19 protein-coding genes are annotated in these 18,124 nt (G+C 59.0%); 11 read left to right on the plus strand and 8 right to left on the minus strand.

Going from position 1 to position 18,124, the window contains the following annotated elements; all coding sequences use genetic code 11:
- The 6 genes from BG61_RS24015 to BG61_RS24040 all read left to right on the plus strand — a co-directional run.
- Positions 1–525: HAD-IC family P-type ATPase (locus BG61_RS24015; RefSeq protein WP_152565242.1), on the plus strand; the 525-nt coding region annotated here is incomplete at its 5' end.
- Positions 526–664: 139 nt separating this feature from the next.
- Entirely contained in the window at positions 665–1,027 is a 363-nt protein-coding gene (locus BG61_RS44105; RefSeq protein WP_035927818.1) for a hypothetical protein, read from the plus strand.
- Between the two features lie 92 nt (positions 1,028–1,119).
- Positions 1,120–2,412 (plus strand): TolC family protein, encoded by a 1,293-nt coding sequence (locus tag BG61_RS24025; RefSeq protein WP_035927821.1) that lies wholly within the window; start codon positions 1,120–1,122, stop codon positions 2,410–2,412.
- An 11-nt stretch (positions 2,413–2,423) separates the two neighbouring features.
- Complete coding sequence (locus BG61_RS24030; protein ID WP_035928029.1) at positions 2,424–3,959, plus strand: efflux RND transporter periplasmic adaptor subunit; 1,536 nt, start codon at positions 2,424–2,426, stop codon at positions 3,957–3,959.
- A complete protein-coding gene (locus tag BG61_RS24035; protein WP_035927824.1) occupies positions 3,956–7,162 on the plus strand; it encodes an efflux RND transporter permease subunit in 3,207 nt (1,068 codons plus the stop codon). Before BG61_RS24030 ends, BG61_RS24035 begins: the two co-directional genes overlap by 4 nt.
- Entirely contained in the window at positions 7,159–7,506 is a 348-nt protein-coding gene (locus tag BG61_RS24040; RefSeq protein ID WP_035927826.1) for a copper-binding protein, read from the plus strand. Before BG61_RS24035 ends, BG61_RS24040 begins: the two co-directional genes overlap by 4 nt.
- 84 nt (positions 7,507–7,590) lie before the next feature.
- Here the strand turns inward: BG61_RS24040 and BG61_RS40275 are convergent, their stop codons facing one another.
- From BG61_RS40275 to BG61_RS24055, 4 genes are all read right to left on the minus strand, one after another.
- The gene (locus tag BG61_RS40275) at positions 7,591–8,034 is read right to left on the minus strand and encodes a c-type cytochrome (protein ID WP_075584215.1); all 444 of its coding nucleotides are present in this window, start codon (positions 8,032–8,034) and stop codon (positions 7,591–7,593) included.
- Between the two features lie 127 nt (positions 8,035–8,161).
- A complete protein-coding gene (locus tag BG61_RS24045) occupies positions 8,162–8,695 on the minus strand; it encodes a hypothetical protein (protein WP_035927828.1) in 534 nt (177 codons plus the stop codon).
- A gap of 498 nt (positions 8,696–9,193) precedes the next feature.
- Positions 9,194–10,267, minus strand: a complete 1,074-nt coding sequence (gene arsB, locus BG61_RS24050) for an ACR3 family arsenite efflux transporter (RefSeq protein ID WP_035927831.1) — start codon at positions 10,265–10,267, stop codon at positions 9,194–9,196.
- Between the two features lie 2 nt (positions 10,268–10,269).
- Positions 10,270–10,785 (minus strand): arsenate reductase ArsC, encoded by a 516-nt coding sequence (locus BG61_RS24055; protein WP_035927834.1) that lies wholly within the window; start codon positions 10,783–10,785, stop codon positions 10,270–10,272.
- Between the two features lie 197 nt (positions 10,786–10,982).
- Between BG61_RS24055 and BG61_RS24060 the strand changes: the two genes are divergently transcribed.
- Entirely contained in the window at positions 10,983–11,324 is a 342-nt protein-coding gene (locus tag BG61_RS24060; RefSeq protein ID WP_035927836.1) for an ArsR/SmtB family transcription factor, read from the plus strand.
- A gap of 108 nt (positions 11,325–11,432) precedes the next feature.
- Here BG61_RS24060 and BG61_RS24065 read toward each other — a convergent pair whose 3' ends face one another.
- From BG61_RS24065 to arsH, 3 genes are read right to left on the minus strand one after another with little or no spacing between them, the layout of a single operon-like run.
- A complete protein-coding gene (locus tag BG61_RS24065; RefSeq protein WP_035927839.1) occupies positions 11,433–11,906 on the minus strand; it encodes an ArsI/CadI family heavy metal resistance metalloenzyme in 474 nt (157 codons plus the stop codon).
- Positions 11,907–12,245, minus strand: a complete 339-nt coding sequence (locus tag BG61_RS24070; protein WP_081868167.1) for an ArsR/SmtB family transcription factor — start codon at positions 12,243–12,245, stop codon at positions 11,907–11,909. It abuts the gene before it with no gap.
- A 24-nt stretch (positions 12,246–12,269) separates the two neighbouring features.
- Positions 12,270–13,010, minus strand: coding sequence for an arsenical resistance protein ArsH (gene arsH, locus BG61_RS24075; protein WP_035927841.1), 741 nt, complete (start codon positions 13,008–13,010; stop codon positions 12,270–12,272).
- A gap of 158 nt (positions 13,011–13,168) precedes the next feature.
- On the opposite strand from arsH, the gene BG61_RS24080 reads away from it, so the two are divergent.
- The 4 genes from BG61_RS24080 to BG61_RS42130 all read left to right on the plus strand — a co-directional run bounded on the left by BG61_RS24080 (position 13,169) and on the right by BG61_RS42130 (position 16,452).
- Complete coding sequence (locus BG61_RS24080) at positions 13,169–13,852, plus strand: hypothetical protein (protein WP_129572066.1); 684 nt, start codon at positions 13,169–13,171, stop codon at positions 13,850–13,852.
- Positions 13,853–13,884: 32 nt separating this feature from the next.
- Positions 13,885–15,138, plus strand: coding sequence for an MFS transporter (locus tag BG61_RS24085; RefSeq protein ID WP_051672756.1), 1,254 nt, complete (start codon positions 13,885–13,887; stop codon positions 15,136–15,138).
- 38 nt (positions 15,139–15,176) lie between these two features.
- A complete protein-coding gene (gene arsN2, locus BG61_RS24090; RefSeq protein WP_035927847.1) occupies positions 15,177–15,611 on the plus strand; it encodes an arsenic resistance N-acetyltransferase ArsN2 in 435 nt (144 codons plus the stop codon).
- Positions 15,612–16,101: 490 nt separating this feature from the next.
- Positions 16,102–16,452, plus strand: coding sequence for a hypothetical protein (locus tag BG61_RS42130; protein ID WP_075584216.1), 351 nt, complete (start codon positions 16,102–16,104; stop codon positions 16,450–16,452).
- A 138-nt stretch (positions 16,453–16,590) separates the two neighbouring features.
- Here the strand turns inward: BG61_RS42130 and BG61_RS24100 are convergent, their stop codons facing one another.
- Complete coding sequence (locus tag BG61_RS24100) at positions 16,591–17,973, minus strand: short-chain fatty acid transporter (protein WP_051672757.1); 1,383 nt, start codon at positions 17,971–17,973, stop codon at positions 16,591–16,593.
- Positions 17,974–18,124 lie beyond the last annotated feature (151 nt).

Consider the following 18,124-nt stretch of genomic DNA (forward strand, 5'->3'; position numbering starts at 1 on the left):
GTCAAGGATAGCAGCCGCGAGGCAATTCTAGAGCTTCACAAGCTTGGCGTACGCACAGCAATGCTGACCGGCGACAACCCCCACACCGCGCAGGCAATCGCGCAGCAGGTCGGCATTGACGAGGCTGAGGGCAATCAGTTGCCGGAAGACAAGCTGCGCGCGGTAGAACGTCTGTCGGGTGGTTCGGCGATGGTCGGTATGGTCGGTGACGGCATCAACGACGCACCGGCGCTCGCGCGTGCTGATATTGGCTTTGCGATGGGAGCAATGGGCACCGACACGGCAATCGAGACAGCCGACGTCGCGCTGATGGACGACGACCTGAGGAAAATTCCCGCCTTTATCCGCCTGTCGAAGGCAACGCATTCCATTCTCGTGCAGAACATCACGCTCGCGCTTGGAATCAAGGCGGTCTTCCTGGCGTTGACGCTCGCGGGCTACGGGACGATGTGGATGGCTGTGTTCGCTGACGTCGGAGCCAGTCTGCTGGTGGTCGGCAATGGCCTTCGTCTGCTGCGCAAGTGACCTGTCACACCGGGCTATCAACGGATTAAATCAGTCAGAGATGGCGATAGGGTGGTTCGAACGAGCTTGGCGGTCGTGGTAGTTCTATCCGGCCAGCGCCCGGGAACATGAACGAGCCAGGTTCGCTATAATCCCAGCCATGAAATTTCTCCGGACATTGCTCCTCCTGCTGATTTGCGCTGTGCTGCCCGTGAGTGGGCTGGCAGCCAGCGGCTTGACGGGAGAATGTCCGATGCAGATGAGCATGGGTTCCGACGACGGCAGTGCGATGTCAACGGAGATGCCAGGTTGCGAAACGATGAAAACCTCGCAACCGGGGAAAGCCAAGGGCTTCTCCTGCAAGGTCACAGCGCAATGCCAACTCGGCAACCTGTATTACCCGGTCTCCGCCACTGAGGTAACCCGTCCCGCCGGACTGTCCAGCCCGGTTGTATTCCACTACGCGCAGTCACTCTCCGTCCGTGAACCGGCCGGACTCTGGCGACCTCCTCGCGCCATCTAATCCCTTGCTGACAGGTTCACCGCGTTTGCGGTGAGGTCGTCCTGCATCCAGGACGTGGATTCCCTATGGGAGTCCGCCGTTGGGGTTAGAACATGCCTTCAACTTTTGGCGCGCCGTCATGCCGGCGTGTACCACTGCGCGCGCGCTGTGTTTTCGCCGCGCTGATTCTCGTGAGCGTTACCGCGTTCGCTCAGGAAGCACCCGTTACGCTTGATGCGGCACTCCAGGCGGCGACTGACCGTTCGGCTTCGATGCAGGCGGCACAGGCTTCTGTCAGTGCCAGTTCAGAAGCTGCCGTCAAGGCGGGGCAGTTGCCCAACCCGATGCTCGCGGCGGGTATCGACAATCTGCCAATCAATGGCCCACAGGCGTTCACAATTGGCCAGAACATCCTGACGATGCGCCGCATCGGCATTGAGCAGGAATGGGTCTCGCCGGAGAAGCGCCGGCTTCGGTCCACGCTGGCAGACCAGGTTGTTGACCGCGAGCGCGCCGGCTTTCTCGCGCAGCTTGTCAATGTCCGCCAGCAAACCGCGACGGCATGGCTGAACGCAGCTTATGCAAAGAAGGCGGTGTCGTTGCAGCAGGAGCTGGTCAGGCACATGGCGCACGAACTCGCGGCCACCCAAGCGTCCTACCGTGGCGCAAAAGCGTCTGCAAGCGACGTCGCGCAAGCCCGACTCATGCTGGCGCAAACCCAAGACCAGCTACTGAAGGCCCAGCAGACTTTACAGACTGCGCTCATCGGCCTGTCGCGCTGGACCGCCGGTGCGGTTACAGACGTTGCCGGTGAACCGCCGGCGCCGCAATCCGTCGTTGCCTCTCTTCCGCCCGAGCAGTTGCGTGACGTGGAGCCCGCGCTCATGACCGCGACGGCCGACATGCGCGTGGCGGACGCCGATACCGCCGTCGCCAACAGCAACCGCAGTACGAACTGGACCTGGAACGTCTCTTATCTGCAAGGAGGGAGCTCTTCGAGGTTTGTGTCGGTGGGCGTCAGTATTCCGTTGCCGATTAACCGGAAGAACGTCGAGGACCGGGACGCGGCTGAGAAAGCGCAGCTCGGTACCAAGGCGCGACTGATGTACGAAGATGCGCAGCGCCAGGTTGAAGCGGATATCCGCACCCAGTCAGCGACCTTGGCGAGCGGCCGTGAACGCATCACGAATCTGACCAACTCCATGCTGCCGGCTGCGGACCAGCGCGTGCAACTGGCAGTTGCTGCGTACAAGGCAGGGGCTGGCTCGCTCGCCGATACCTTCGCAGCACGGCGGGCGCAGCTCGACGCCGAGCTTCAGGTGCTCGACCTACGGCGCGACGTTTCCCAGACCTGGGCGCAACTGGAATACCAGGTCGTGCCCGCCTCGATGTCCTTGAGTCAGTGAAGGAGAACAACATGCAAAGCAAACCACTGGCAAGAGCGGCCCTTATCTTGTTCGGCGCAGCGGCGCTGCTGGGTGCCGGTTACGTCGCCGGCACCTGGCGCGCTTCGGAGACGGGCTCGAGCGCAGTTACCGTGACATCCGCCAACGCTGACAAAACCGACCCGAAGTCTGACCGCAAGGTGCTGTACTGGCACGACCCCATGGTGCCGAATCAGCATTTCGACAAACCGGGCAAGTCGCCTTTCATGGACATGCAGCTCCAGCCGGTGTACGCCGATGAAGGTGGCGCGAGTGGTATCAGGATTGACCCGGGATTGCAGCAGAACCTAGGCATTCGCTACGCGACTGTGCGTCGGCAGGAAACCAAGGAAGGATTCGACGCGGTAGGTACGACACAGTTCGATGAGTCGAAAGCGGATGTCGTGCAGTCGCGGGTGACCGGCTACATTGACCATCTTTATGCCAGCGCTCCGATGCAACGCGTCACGAAAGGCGCTCCGATTGCGTCGCTGTTCGTTCCAGACTGGCTTGCGCCGCAGGAAGAATACCTGGCGCTAAAGCGTGGCGCTATGGATGACGGCATGCTTGCGGCGTCACGCGCGCGCATGCGGGCGATGTCGATTCCGGATGGCGTCGTCGCGGCTCTCGACCGCACCGGCAAAGCACAAACACATGTTGTCCTGTCGTCGCCAGAAACAGGCGTCGTGAGCGAACTGAACGTCCGTGATGGTGCGATGGTGACACTCGGACAGACGCTCGCGAAAGTTGCCGGCCTCTCTAAGCTGTGGCTCATCGTCGAAATTCCCGAGGCGCTCGCGCTGACCGTACAGCCCGGCATGACCGTGGACGCGACGTTCGCGAGCGACCCGACCCAGCACTTTAACGGGAAGATTCGTGAAATCCTTCCGGGCATCAGTACCAGTAGCCGCACGTTGCAGGCTCGACTCGAAATCGACAATACCGCTTTGAAATTGACGCCAGGGATGTTGATGCGGGTGCGCGTCGGCGGGAACAAGGCTGTCTCGCATCTGCTCGTCCCTTCAGAGGCGGTCATCACGACCGGCAAGCGGTCGGTGGTTATCGCCAAAAACAGCGATGGTCGCCTGCAGCCCGTTACGGTCACCATCGGCAACGACGTCGGAAATGAAACCGAGGTGCTGAGCGGCCTGAGCGACGGCGAGCAGGTCGTCGCTTCCGGCCAGTTCCTGATTGACTCGGAGGCGAGTCTGAAATCGGTCCTGCCACGACTGGAAGGCGGCGCAGGCGCTGGTCCGGCGACTCTAGCGCCCTCGTCCGCGCCGGCCGCAACTGCAGCTCAGACGTACGAGACCACCGGGAAGGTCGAAAAGGTAACTCCGGGGGACATCACGTTCTCCCATCAACCGGTTCCGGCCCTTGGCTGGGGCGCGATGACGATGTCGTTCAACAAGCCGGCGCCCGACGCGTTCCCGGACGTGAAGCCTGGCGAGACCGTCCGCTTCGCCTTCAGACAGTCGGATGATGGCTACCAACTGACGAAGGTCGAGCCGGTCGGAGACGCCAAATGATTGCGCGCCTTATCAGGTGGTCTATCCACAACCGGTTCCTCGTGTTGCTTGCCACCGTGCTCGTCACAGCGTGGGGCGTTTATTCGGTCACACAAACGCCACTCGATGCGCTGCCCGACCTGTCCGATACGCAAGTCATCATCAAGGCATCGTACCCGGGCAAAGCCCCGCAGGTCATCGAGGACCAAGTGACGTATCCGCTCACCACGACGTTGCTTGGCGTGCCGGGTGCGAAAACCATCCGGGCGTATTCGTCGTTCGGCGATGCGTTCGTCTACGTGCTGTTCGACGACAAGACCGACCAGTATTGGGCGCGCTCCCGGGTCCTCGAGTACCTGAACCAGGTGCAGAGCCGCCTGCCGCAGGGGGCGACTGTATCGCTTGGGCCCGATGCGACCGGTGTGGGTTGGGTCTACGAATATGCCCTCGTCGACAAGACCGGAAAGCACGACCTCGGGCAGCTGCGCGCACTGAACGACTGGTTCCTGAAGTTCGAATTGAAGTCGGTACCGGACGTGTCCGAAGTCGCGTCGATAGGTGGCATGGTCCGTCAGTATCAGGTCGTGCTCGACCCGGACAAACTACGCGCGTACGGCATCACGCAGGGGGCGGTGGCCGACGCACTCGGCAAGGCGAACCAGGAATCAGGCGGGTCAGTCGTTGAGATGGCCGAGTCGGAGTACATGGTCCGGTCGTCTGGCTACCTGCGTACCCTCGACGACTTCCGAAATGTCGTATTGCGCACGAACGATGCGGGTACGCCCGTTCTGCTCCGCGACGTAGCGCGGATTCAAATCGGGCCTGAGATGCGACGAGGCATCGCGGAGCTGAACGGCCAGGGAGAAGTAGCAGGCGGTGTCATCGTTATGCGTTCCGGCAAGAACGCGCTGACCACCATCGACGCGGTGAAAGCGAAACTGGCCGACCTGAAGCGGTCACTGCCGGCTGGCGTGGAAGTCGTGTCGACCTACGACCGTTCCCAGCTCATTGAGCGCGCAGTGGACAATCTCAAGGACAAGCTCATCGAAGAATTCATCATCGTTGGGCTCGTCTGCGCGGTGTTCCTGTTCCATCTGCGCAGCGCGTTTGTCGCAATTCTGTCGCTACCACTGGGTGTGCTGGCAGCATTTATTGTGATGCGCTATCAGGGCGTCAACGCGAACCTGATGTCCCTGGGCGGGATTGCGATTGCCATCGGGGCCATGATTGACGCGGCCATCGTGATGATTGAGAACGCTCACAAGCATCTCGAAGCGTACGACCATGACCACCCTGGCGAACAAATCACGACCGCACAGCGCTGGGAGCTCATCGCGACATCTGCGGCGGAGGTGGGGCCGGCGTTGTTCTTCTCGCTGCTCATCATCACGCTGTCGTTTATCCCGGTGTTCTCGCTCGAGGGGCAGGAGGGAAAGCTGTTCTCTCCTCTGGCTTTCACCAAGACCTACACCATTGCCGCAGCTGCCGGGTTGTCGGTGACACTGGTGCCCGTGCTGATGGGCTATCTGATTCGAGGTCGTATTCCCCACGAGAACGCGAACCCAATCAATCGCGTGCTGATTAGACTGTACCGGCCGTTGCTGGAAGCAACGTTGCGGCGGCCGTGGATTGCTATCGGCCTGGCGGTGGTCGCGCTAGCGGCTTCGGTTATTCCGCTTTCTCAGCTCGGTGGCGAATTCATGCCACCGCTCGACGAAGGCGACCTTCTATATATGCCGACGGCGTTGCCGGGAATTTCGGCCGAGAAAGCGAGCGAACTGCTGCAGCAGACGGACCGGCTCATCAAGACGGTTCCAGAAGTTGCAACGGTCTTCGGAAAATCCGGGCGGGCAGACACCGCGACTGACCCGGCGCCCCTCGAGATGTTCGAGACGACGATTCAGTTCAAACCGCGCAGCCAGTGGCGACCCGGCATGACTCCAGAAAAGCTGGTCGATGAACTGGACCGCACCGTCAAGGTGCCGGGGCTGTCGAACGTCTGGGTACCGCCCATCCGCAATCGCCTCGACATGCTGTCGACCGGCATCAAGACGCCGGTCGGGGTCAAGATTTCCGGCAGCGACCTCTCCCAAATCGACCGCATCGCGGCCCAGGTCGAAGCAGCCGTCAAAAATGTCCCCGGCGTCACGTCCGCACTGGCAGAACGGCTCAACGGCGGCCGTTATATCGATGTTGATATTGACCGACTCGCAGCGGCTCGCTATGGGCTTGCCGTAGCGGACATTCAGTCAGTTGTATCGTCCGCAGTTGGTGGAGAAAACATCGGTGAGGTGATTGCTGGCCGTGAGCGGTTCCCCATCAACATCCGCTATCCCCGCGAAATCCGGGATTCGCTCGAGAAGCTGCGTCAGTTGCCAGTCGTCACGGACCGTGGCGCACAAATCCAGCTCGGCGATGTCGCGCACATCACGATTGCCGATGGGCCGCCGATGATTCGTAGCGAGAATGCGCGGCTCTCCGGTTATGTCTATGTCGACATCCGCAATACGGACCTGCATTCAGCCGTTCAGGCAATGCAACGTGCCGTTGAGGAGAAGGTGACGCTTCCCCCAGGCTATTCAATTGCATGGTCCGGCCAGTTCGAATATCTCGAACGTGCGGCGGCGAAGCTGCGCACGGTCATTCCCGTGACGCTCGTCGTCATCTTTGTGCTGCTCTTCCTGACCTTCAACTCGGCAGCCGATGCACTACTGCTGATGTCGACGGTTCCCTTCGCTCTGGTTGGGGGCTTCTGGCTCATCTGGATTCTGGGCCATGCGGTATCTGTCGCAACCGCCGTCGGGTTTATCGCGCTCGCGGGTGTCGCAGCTGAGTTTGGCGTCGTGATGCTGCTGTACCTGAAGGGAGCGCTCAACCGCAGATTGGAAGATGGCGAGCCGCTGACCGAGGCGCTTCTGTTCGATGCGATTCGGGAAGGCGCCGTGCTGCGTGTGCGGCCCAAGGCGATGACCGTTGCTGTCGTCCTGGCTGGTCTTATCCCCATCATGGTCGGGCACGGCGCCGGCTCCGAAGTCATGCAGCGTATCGCCGCACCGATGGTCGGCGGCATGGTCACGGCGCCAATCCTTTCGATGTTCGTTATCCCCGCAGCCTGGTTCCTGTTACAGCGTCGCCGCGCGAGACAGTCAAGCCGCGTGCGGCCCCCCCATGCAGTCCCTTCCGGCACGAAAGTGCCAGCTACCCAAACTGGAGAAACCCAATGAATAAGTTGCTTGTTGCCTCTGTTGCCCTTGCAGCCATCGTTGCTGCGCCCGCGTTCGCGAGTGATGACATGGCCGGAATGGACATGTCCAAGCCGTCGGCTTCGAAAATGTCATCGAACACCGCGCTCACCGACGCGGAAGTCAGGAAGGTGGACGCTGCGACGGGCATGGTCACGCTGAAGCACGGCGCCCTAGCGAACGTCGGGATGCCGCCGATGACGATGGCGTTCAAGGCAAAAGATGCTGCGATGGTCAAGCAGGTCAAGGAAGGCGACAAGGTCAAGGTCCGTGTCGAGAACGTCGACGGAACACTAACCATCGTAAAGCTGGAAAAGCAGTCTTGATGCGGAACTGATACTGCATTGCAGGCTTACCGAGCATGGTAAGTCTGCAAGCCGGCTTGCCAGGAGAGAGGCACGATTTCGGGACTAAAGTACCCGTAGATAAGTGATGATTTTCCAAATTTCATCTTCCTTGAGAGCGCCCTTGAATGGCGGCATTGCGCTTCCGACAGGCACGCCGCCCTCCGATATGCTCCAGAGAAGATAGCCGTCCGAGGCCATTGGCATCTTGCTGACTGCCGCAACGTTCGCCGGACGCGGAAACAGGTTTGCACCATCAGGACCGTCGCCCAATCCCGTTACGCCATGGCATCGCGCGCAATTTTGTTCAAAAAGAGTTCGGCCACTTTCAATGTTCGGCGCGGTTGGCTCCAGCGGATTTTCCTTTGACGTGTATTGCGGGTCAATTCCATTCATCATGACAAAGTGATGTCGCGCCATGGACATGCCCATCATTCCCATTTGTCCGTAGCCTGTTGACGACAGACACATGCATCCGAGCATTACCAGGCCCGCAAAAAGCCGTTTCATAACCGCCTCCCGGTCCGTCGCGCACCGACCCAAAAACTCCGCTAAGGCGTGTGACCCATCTTTGGCTTCTATGACATCCGTGATTCGGACAGCAGCGCACGCATTCTTCAAACTACGATTTGCCGCCCTACTGCGTCTTGGCAGGAGGCCCCATCCAGTACTGTTGCTGCCACATCATATTGTTCATCATCTCCTGCTGCATCCGTAGATACTGGTCGGTCATGTATTGCCGTTGTCGCAGTTGTTCGGGCGTGAGGCGCGAATAGTAGCCGCCCATGTGGCCCCAACCGCCCCCGCAGCAACCAGGCCCACTTCCTCCCATCATCCCGTGGCCCATCATTCCCGGTCCCGTTCCATAGCCCATCATGCCTGGTCCCCACATGCCGTGCATCGTTGTCATCGCGCCCTGCATGGCCGCCCCGTGCTGCTGGAGCAACTTCTGGCGCTCCTGTGGGTCCTGAGTATTACGAATCTGGTCCATCTGCGCTTGCATTGTCTTCATTTGTTCTTGGAGCTGTGCCAATTTTTTGTCGAATTCCGTAGGGTTTGGGGTTTGTGCCTTGGAGGTGCTCTGTGGAGCATTTGTACCCTTGGACGCGGCGTGTAGTGCCGGAGATGTCAACGCGAAACCGGCAGCCATCGCGATGATGAGCTTTTTCATGCTTCCTCCTTGTGGGTGTGTGAGACGAGGGCTGAACAGGCTGCACAATCCCGCACCACAAGACTACGTGTCAGTAGCTGACGTCGTTTGATGTGTGTCAATAAGGGCGAGCGTTACCATTGGGATTTGCATGGATTCAACGGAGGGCGGATGGGTTGCGACTGGGCATCGCGATATCGCAAACCGGCTCGGAGAGCCAACGCAGCTGTTTCACCCACCGGCGGACGCGGAACTCGCAACCTACGGCTGGCCTGCCAATGTCCGGGCACCGCAAAATCGCCCAGAGTGCGCATGCGTCGTGTGCTCCCGCAACATGCTGTTTTCATCCGAGATTTTGGGGAGGACGAGTCTCGGGCGCAGTCAATGCAATATCTAGCGAATCGAAGCCCTTGCAGCTTCTCCTCACCCGTCGAGACCTGAACATCGCGCTTAACGCGCGATGGAACGCCGCTCTTCGAACCGGCGAGCCGCCTTCGCACCTAGAAGGCGGATGCTCGGTCACGACTCCCGCTGATACCAATGACGGGAAGCGTTGACCACTTTGACGACCACGAGCATGACCGGCACTTCGATGAGGACGCCGACCACAGTCGCCAATGCGGCGCCGGATTTCAGACCGAACAGGCTAATCGCCGTCGCGACTGCCAGCTCGAAGAAATTGGATGCCCCAATCAGACACGACGGTGCCGCTACATCGTGTGCTACTCCAAGCTGTCGATTCGCCAAATACGCAAGCGAAGCGTTGATGACCACCTGAATCAGAATGGGCACCGCCAGCAGTACGATAACGAGAGGCTGCGCGATGATTTGCTCGCCCTGGAAGGCAAACAGGAGCACCAGCGTTAGCAGCAGCGCAGAGATTGAGAACGGACCAATTTTCGCTAGTGCGCGCTGGAAATGTTGCTCGCCCTTGCGCAGGAGAATCTTGCGAAGAATTTGCGCGATGATGACTGGGATGACGATGTACAACACTACTGACGTGAGCAGCGTGTCCCAGGGTACCGTGATGTTCGAGATGCCGAGCAACAAGCCCACAACGGGAGCGAACGCGAAAACCATAATCAGGTCGTTCAGCGCGACCTGCGACAGCGTGAAATACGGGTCACCCTTCGTGAGCTGGCTCCAGACAAAGACCATAGCTGTGCACGGCGCTGCAGCGAGCAAAATCAGGCCGGCGACGTAGCTGTCTATCTGGTCAGCAGGCAGCAGCGATGCGAATGCGTGCCGCACAAAGACCCACGCCAGGAAAGCCATGGTGAACGGCTTTACGGCCCAATTGATAACGAGGGTCACGCCGATGCCTTTCGCCTGACTGCGCACCTTGCCAAGCGACGCAAAGTCGATGCGCAGTAGCATCGGAATAATCATGACCCAGATGAGAACGCCGACCGGGATGTTGACGTGGGCGAACTCGAGATTCGATACCGTGTGAACAGCACCGGGCAACAGCTTTCCAAGAATGATGCCGGCGACGATGCATAGCGCGACCCACACCGACAGATATCGCTCGAAGAAGCCAATGCCACCGGCTTCGCGCCGGGCGGCTTTCGCGACGCTTTGACTACCTGCCATCGTTACTCCCCTTTCTCACGCAACGACGTACCGATGTTCTGCATTTCCTGCTGAACGGCCATTCTGTCCAGTTTCTCGAGAGGCAGGTTGACGAAGAGTTCAATGCGCTTGCGCATCTGAACGAACGCGTGAAGGAACGCCCTTCGCTTCCCCTCGTCGGTGCCCTCGAATGTGGACGGGTCGGGCACGCCCCAGTGCGCTTTCGCGGGACGGCCCGGCCATATCGGGCACACCTCGCCCGCAGCGTCGTCGCAGACCGTAAAAATGAAATCGATTTGTGGCGCACCGTCTTCGGCGAATTCGTCCCAACTCTTGCTGCGAAGCCCATCCGTCGAGATGCCCTGTGCGCGCAGGAGGTCCAGTGCAAAGGGATTTGGGCCGGTGCCTGGATGGCTGCCAGCGCTATAGCCGACGAATCGGTCGCCAGCTACCTCGTTGAGCGCCGCCTCGGCGAGAATAGAGCGCGCGGAATTGTGCGTACAAAGGAACAAGACTTTGTACTTTCGCTGTTCAGTCACAGACTTCTCCTGACGACGCCTGGTCGCGGTGGGATTTGATAAATCGATATCTCCAATATAATGGAAACGTTGTGCTGCAGCAAGTACGGGCGCTATGGCATTGGGGCCGTGAATCGATATGACCGGTCGCCCGTGGTTCCCCCCGGCATCGGCGGCGTCGCGTTAGAATCGTTCCATAACCTGGAAGACAGAGCCTTATGAAGGAAAAAGACGCCATTAAAGCTTTGGCCGCGCTCGCACAGCCGACGCGCCTGGCTATTTTTCGCCTGCTCATCACGGCAGGCCCCGAGGGACTGAACGTCGGCGTCATTCAAGAGCACCTGGACTTGGCCAGTGCGACGCTGTCCTTCCATCTGAAGGAGCTGACGCATGCGGGCCTGGTGACCTCCCGCCAGGAAGGACGCTTTATATTCTATGGGCCCGAAATCGAGCACATGAACGAGCTGGTCGGCTTTCTGACCGAAAACTGCTGCCAGGGTGTGGACTCCGCTGCGTGCAAGCCAACCAAGAAGGTGAAGTGCAAACCAGTGGCAGCTTGAACACGCTCTGCGACCGATAACTCCGGCACAGGTGTAGTCCACCGTTTGGTTTCAGAAAATAGCCAACTCGGCCGCCTCGCGGCGGCCGTTGTTTTTGACGCTACCGGTTCAGCAGCAACCAACCTTTTTCTCAATTACGGCCGGAATCGACGTGACCGGAGCGCAGCAGGCCCCGCCCGTTTCCACAGCAGCCGTCTGGCGACTGTCCGCGCCAAACATGGGGATGCCGCCGAGAGTGTGGTAGGTCTCCCACGGCACTCCAGCAGGGTCTTGTGTCCAGTACTTGTTCGAACTGGCATAGCAGCACTGGGCGCCAGGCTGGTCTTCTACGGTGACGCTGCCGGCGACGACCTGCTCGCGAAGAGCTGCCAGCTCTTCATCACTGTCGACCTGAAAGCCGAGGTGATTGACACCGGCTTCACCGCCACGCGCTGAAATGGCGAAGTTCAGGCGCGGGTCCTCAAGCATCCACTTCGCGTAATCGTCCTTGAGTACAGAGGGCTGCGCGCCGAACATGCTGCTGTAAAAACGCACGCTTTCGTCAAGCTTCGGGACAACAACGTGCACGTGAAATCGCTTCATTTACGCCTCCGTTTCGTTGGTCGCGCATCCGCATTGCTCTGCTTGCTCCGCTGCGCAACAGTTTTCCATCAGAAAATCCATGAGCGTCTGCATGTGGTCATAGCTGGCGCAGTAGATGATGAACCGGCCCTGACTCTTACCTTCGATAAGCCCCGCGTTTGCGAGCTCCTTCAGGTGAAATGACAGCGTGGGCGCAGCAAGGCCGAGCTTTCCGGCCATGGCGCCCGGACTCATACCCGACCGTCCGGCAGTAACCAGGAGGCGGAACACCGTGAGACGCGTGTCGTGTGCGAGCGCCGCGAGCGCCTTGACTGCCAGCTTCGAATCCAGAGTTGCCATCACAGTCCCTTATTAGTTACTCGCCTACGCTTCCTTGTGGGAATGGTCAGCGATTGCCTGGGAAGCCAGGTCGGTCGCCGGGTCAAGTGGACGGTCTTCCTTCACCCGTTCGCTGTGCCGGTCGACAAGATAATCGGCGCGGCCGCGAAGCAGCAGCGTGAACTTCACGAGCTCTTCCATCACGTCAACCAGGCGGTCGTAGTATGACGACGGCTTCATCCGGCCGTCCTCTTCGAACTCTTCAAATGCCTTCGCAACCGACGACTGGTTGGGGATGGTGAACATGCGCATCCAACGTCCGAGCTGACGGAGCTGGTTCACCGAGTTGAACGACTGGGAACCACCGCTGACCTGCATAACAGCCAGCGTACGCCCCTGAGTTGGGCGTATGCCGCCGCTGACGAGAGGGAGGTGGTCAATCTGCGTCTTGATAAGACCGGTGATGGTGCCGTGCCGCTCGGGGCTGCACCACACGTGCCCCTCTGACCACAGCGACAGCTCGAGAAGCTCCTTGACCTTTGGATGGTTCTTCACCTCGATATCGTCTGCGTGCGGCAGACCGCGCGGGTCGAAAATCCGCGTTTCCGCGCCGAACGTCTTCAACAGACGAGCGGCTTCCTCGACAAGCAACCGCGAGTACGACCGCTCACGCAGCGAACCGTAGAGCAGCAGAATCCTTACCGGTGGCTGCCCCTCCATGCCGAGGCGTGCCGCGATATCAGTGTCGAAAAAATCTGGCTTGGCGGCCGGGAAGCCATCTCTCATCTCATTATCCTGCTATTTGACATTTCCAATTATATGGAGGCAACTGGTCGATTCAAGGCGCTTTGCAGCCGCCTGCGGCATTCGACTGTCATCACCTCATCACTTGCATTCTACGACATTTCCGGTATTCTGGAAATATGCAACTCTTGGAGGTTGCCATGCACTTCGAAGACCGGGTTTCGACTGAATCGCTCCTGCCCGTGTCGGGAGGGTGGCATTGCCGCTCCATGCAGGGATTCCTGGTGTTGATGGCACACGGGCGAACTGCTGGGGCGGCGACACATCGTGACAGCGTGCACGCTACGACAAACGCATGGTGCGGGTCTCTCCCGGCAGACGTAGCACAGGCATTTCAGTTGGAGACCGGGCACACGACCTCAGCGATGGCGCTAACAGCAGGTGTCGACGAGAACATCGAGCTTGCGCGTTTTTTGGCGACGGACGGCTCGTCGGCTGCTGTTCTTCTGATGGATGCAGAAGTCCTGAGCCATCTCTGGCCGCCGGGCGACTGGAAGACACCGTTGCTACGAGTCCGCAATCATCTCGCCGACGAAGGCTCGACGTTTTTTGTCGCATTGACAACCCGTCACGAGAAAGGAGGCGTCATTGGGACAATGGCGCGCCTGAGAGAGCAGTTCGTGACTCGACGCGTTCGGCACTATTGCAATCGCGAGGGAATCGGCTTTCTCGACACTGTACAGACAATGCCGCCGATGGCCGCCTCGCGCCGCATCGACGTAGTTCATGAGCGAGTCGCCGCTGTCATCGCACACCGGCTGGCGTCCGCAACATTCTTTTGCTGCGACGCATTTCGCACCGGGCGCCCACCGTCCACAAACTGAGCCAGAAAAAAGGCTAAAAAAAATTGAGCACAATGTCGAGCCGAAGTGAGAACGCAAACAGAGACACCGCACCGACAGATAGCAAAGACAGCCTGGTTACATGGGCGTTGGCGCTAGCGCAGCTAGTCTCTTGGGGCTCCGTCTACTATTCATTTTCCCTGCTTGTCGTGCCCATGGAACAAACGATGGGCTGGAGCAGGACAGCCACGAATGCCGCGCTTTCAGTGGGGTTGCTAGTTTCAGGATTCGCGGCGTATCCGATTGGCCGCTGGATTGACCACGGACTCGGGCGAAGGGTGATGGCGGTCGGCTCGGTCATCGCCGCAGCCATGCTGTTGCTATGGGCCGACGCGCAGTCGCTGACCATACTCTTCGTCGCCTGGATTGGTCTCGGCATATCGATGGCTGCCACCTTCTACGACCCGGTCTTCGCGGTCGTGACGCACCGATATCGGCATAGCTTCAGAACCAAAATCACGCTGATTACGTTGGTTGCTGGGTTCGCCAGTACGGTTTTTATTCCGCTCACGCAGTTTTTGGTCGGCGCGGTCGGGTGGCGCATGTCACTCATCGTGCTCGCTACGCTGAATCTGGTTATCTGCCTGCCAATCCATATAATCGCCATCCGTTCGTCGCGCTTCGACGGCGTTTCGCGAGCGGACAGTGCTGAAGTGAAGGTCGTGAACGACGCAGCCACGCGTCGCGCGTTCCGCTCGCCGACCTTCTGGGCGCTCGCAGTCTCCTTCACGGCCTACTACGCGACGTTTGCGGCGCTCACATTTCATCTGGTCCCACTGATGGTCGAGCGAGGTGTTACGAATGCGGTGTTGGTAACCACCATGGCGCTGATAGGGCCCGCTCAGGTCGCCGCTCGAGCGGTTTGGTTTGCATTTGGGCGAACGGTCCCTATAACAACGGTGGGAATCATCGTCGTGACGCTTTTCCCACTGTCGACCGTCATCCTCTTGGGCGCCGGCCACTCGGCCGCGCTTCTGTGGCTCTTCGCACTTTGCTATGGTGCTGCGAACGGGATGATGACAATCCTGCGAGGCACTATTGTGCAAGACCTCATGTGGACGGAAGGGTACGGCGCTGTCAGCGGGATGCTCTCCTTCCCGTCGAATGTGGCTAAGGGTGTGGCGCCAATTGCCGCAGCCAGCATTTGGAGTCTCACTCACGGATATGTGGCCGTCGAGTGGACGGTGTTTCTTGTCTCGATACTGTCAGCAATCGCGTTCTTCGTTGCCGTCCGAGTAAGTCGCCGTGTGGCACCCAGCGCTGCTTGATACCACCGCACGCCGCGTCTAACACCGATACCTTCGCCATGAAAATACGCACAGCTCGAAGCGATGACCTTGATGCTGTCAAGGCATTGCTCGCAGAGAACGAACTGCCTATCGCCGATGTGGATGCGGCCTTGCTCGTGGACTTCCTGGTAGCCGAAGACGCCAACGGCAGGATTGTTGGCAGTGTGGGACTTGAGCGGCTTGGCCGCAATGTGTTGCTTCGGTCACTCTGCGTCGCACGGCAAGTCCGCAACGTTGGCTTCGGTACGACTCTGTTGTCCTACGCGGAAGCGGCGGCTCGCTCAGCGGGTGTGTTGGAGCTTTGGCTGCTAACAACAATTGCCGCCGGATTCTTCCGGTCGATGGAGTACGTGGAGGCCGACCGAAGCAGTGCACCGGCCGAAGTAGGGCAGAGTCCTCAGCTCGCGCAGTTGTGTCCAACGAGCGCGAGTTGTCTGACGAAGCGGCTTTAGGTATCCGTTCGCCGGAGGACTGAGGTTGGCGAAATCCAGCTATTACTGCATTTTCATGAGCTCCGCACACGCAGCCCCGACATCCCTTGCGAACAATGGCGGATTCTCAGCGCCCAGCTTCTCGTAGCCGACTATCGTTTCTTGCTCACGCCTCCAGCCTCGGTCCCAATCGGATTCGAAATTGCGAGGCTCGCCAACTCGAGCTTTTACTCTTGCCTTGTATTCCGATATATCGGCGAGGGTAACGCCACAGAACTTGCCTCCAAATCGGGCGTTGGCCGCGGCCGCTTCAATCGTTGCCGTACGGACGCCGTCTCGATTGTCCAGGCCGACAGCGATTGCGGTGTTAGTTGCCAGAAAAGCACCAATCAGGAGGGTCCACCATCGCATCATCGCACCTCACTCTCTGCTATGGCACGCGGTCTTAGAAATGCACTGAAATCCACACGATAATAGTTCGGTAGACACGGCTCAAAGCGAGGAGGATTCCGTGAGTCAATGGCCGCACAATCTCGACAGCGAGGCGCGGGCCGAACTTCTCTGCTATCTCGTAGTGTCTCAACTCACCGCGCTTGCACTCACCGGCGCGTGGCTAACGGTGGATAACCTCGTCGAGTCGATGCAAATCTGGTTGCGCGCAAACGGTGGCTCGACGAATTGGCAGGACAGGCTCGCGCTGGCTCATGCCGCTGAGGAACTGGCTCCTCGAGTAGCCATTGATTTTCCTCCTGATGAACGCGGTATAGCGGCGCTATTTGGTGTCGACCGATGGCAACTTGACTATCGCTCGCCTGTTTTCCAATCGGTGTACCGTGCTTGCGTTGCGCATCTGCCACGGTAGCTTTCATTTGGCGGTGCATTAGGCCACCCGGCTTATCCGGTCGTTCAGGGTGGCTTGCAGAAACACGACGACGGTTTCGTGCCAACGGGAACGCTAGCCGCATCACCGGGAAAAGCGCTGCCGACCTCCATGCTCACGTTACGGTACTAGCCAGAGTGCAACCGCGTAGACGATGAGGGTAACGATGAACGTCACCGCCGTGTATCCCATTACACGCTGGATGCGAATCCCAGCAATTGCAACGACCGGCACAGCCCAGAAGGGTTGCAACATGTTCGACACGTTTTCTGCCATGGCGACTCCCATGGCCGTCCGCGCGACAGGGGCGTGTATGCTGAGTGCAGCAGGAAGAACGAATGGTCCTTGCACAGCCCAATGACCACCTGCGCTCGGAATCAGCAGCGTAATAATCAACGAACTGAGGTAGCTCCACAGAGCGAGGGTGGTCGGTGTGGCAACAGCTACAAATGTCTTGGCAATCACCGAGGCAAGCCCGGTTCCGCTCATGATGCCCATGATGCCGCCGTACATCGGATACTGCAGAAGCATCGAGCCTGTCTGTCGGGCGGCTCGACGAATGGCGTCCGCGTAAGCGATAGGGGTTTTCTGTAGCGCGAGTCCAACCAGCAAAAAAATCAGGATGGTCGTGTTGATGTCGAGTTCGAATTCTTTTGAGCGCCATTGCACCCCCAGATAACCCAATCCCATTGCGAGTAAGAAGAGCGTGCCAATCGGTGACCGCTCCATCCGTGATGCAAATGAGTTTGTATTGCTTGCGCGCGCATGAGGGTCGTTGTCTGGCACAACCTCCGCTTCGGAGAATTGGGTGATTTCCGCCGAGGCTGGATGCATCCGTATGAAGATGAACATCATGAGAGCAACCACCGCAATCGTCGGAACCAACACGAACGGCGCGAAAATGGTTTCGCTCAATGGGATGACGTGGCCTGTTGCCTTCTCGACGAGATTCAAGGCGTTTCCGTGCGACGCCTGTGATAGAGCGATTGAGCTCGAGAGCCCGCTGTTACAGACCGACCATGCCGAGTAGCTTCCGGCGACGAGCCAGGCGAAATCAACTTTCACACGCTTCGCGATTTCTCTGGCGAGTAAGGCGCCGACGACCAGGCCGAGACCCCAGTTAATCCACGCTGCAATAGATACGACGGGAAAGACGAGTAGCGCCGCCTTTGTCGGAGTTTGCACTCGAGAAGCTAACGCACGCAGCGCTCGCTGCACCAACGGTGCATCCGCGATTGCAAAACCCGTCGCCAGGATAAGAATCATCTGCAGCGCGAAGGCAAGAATTGCAAATGCTCCCTTGTACCACGACGTCACAATGTGGTCGAAGTTCGAGTTGGGTGCAAAGAAGAGCGATAGCAGGATGACGACAGCCGTAAGTCCGATTGAAAGCACGAAGGGGTCTGGCATGAGACGCTCAAACATGTAGACCAAAGCGCCTACGAGGCCGCGGTGCCGCGATTGGGATACTTCATCAACTGTTGGTGTTTGTCTCACTTCCATCGACTATCTCTTTACACAAATTTTACGAATGCCATTCGAGACCTCTTCATTGCAGCGGTCGTCTGTAATAAATATAGGAGGCCTTGTGATTGAACTATGGCATGACCGCCCCAAAACATACCTCAAAGTGCACAGGCGCGCAGACAGTCCC

The sequence above is a fragment of the Caballeronia glathei genome (assembly GCF_000698595.1).
GTDB lineage: Bacteria > Pseudomonadota > Gammaproteobacteria > Burkholderiales > Burkholderiaceae > Caballeronia > Caballeronia glathei.